Raw genomic sequence first — 904 nt, forward strand, 5'->3', positions numbered from 1 at the left:
CGCTCAACCAGCGCGATGCGCTTGTTGTACCAGTTCATGAAAGCAGAGATGGATAAGCTCACGGTCAGATAGGCCGCCATGATGAGCGCCACGCCCTCAATCCCCTGCCCGGTCTGATTGATCGTCGTATTGAGGATCGACACCAGATCGGGATAGCCGATCGCCACCGCGAGCGAGCTATTTTTGGTGAGATTGAGGTATTGGCTGGTCATTGGCGGAATAATCACCCGCAGGGCCTGGGGCAGAATAATCAGGCGCAACGCCCGGCCATTCGGTAGCCCTAAAGCGCGCGAGGCTTCCCACTGACCTTTCGAGACCGATAGAATCCCGGCGCGCACATTCTCGGCAATAAACGTCGAGGTATAGGTCACGAGCCCAACCAGCAGCGCCATCATTTCCGGGGAGAAGGTGCCGCCGCCTTGGAAATCGAACCCGCGCAGTTCCGGCTTAATCAGCTCCAGCGGTGCCCCGGCAAAGAGCCAGATCAACGCCGCCGGACCGAAGAGGAACCCAAGCGTCGGCCAAAAGATCGGCCGGAGTTTCCCCGTGGCTTCCTGATGCTTGGCTGCCGCACGCCGCCATAGAACCGTCGCCACAATTCCGCCCAACAGCAGGGCGATCATCCAGCCATGAATGTCGTTCGCGACAATATGGGGAATCCGCAGACCCTTTTGACTGAGGAAGACGTAATCCGGAATAAGCTTGATCGCCTGACGGACCGGCGGCAACGCCTCGCTGACGAGCTGATACCAGAAGAAGAGTTGCAGCAGCAGCGGGATATTGCGCAGACCTTCGACATAAACCGAGGCCAGCTTCGCCAACAGCCAATTGGTTGAAAGGCGGGCAACCCCGACCAGCGTGCCGAGAATAGTCGCCAAGAAAATCCCGATAACCGAGATCACCA

The 904-nt window shown here is 58.3% G+C and carries 1 protein-coding gene; it reads right to left on the reverse strand.

The annotated features are described in order from the left end of the window. Positions 1-904, reverse strand: a 904-nt coding sequence (locus VZ95_RS18510) for an amino acid ABC transporter permease (RefSeq protein WP_045777175.1), incomplete at both ends; no start/stop codon positions are given.

Source organism: Elstera litoralis, from assembly GCF_000963705.1.
Taxonomy (GTDB): Bacteria; Pseudomonadota; Alphaproteobacteria; order Elsterales; family Elsteraceae; genus Elstera; species Elstera litoralis.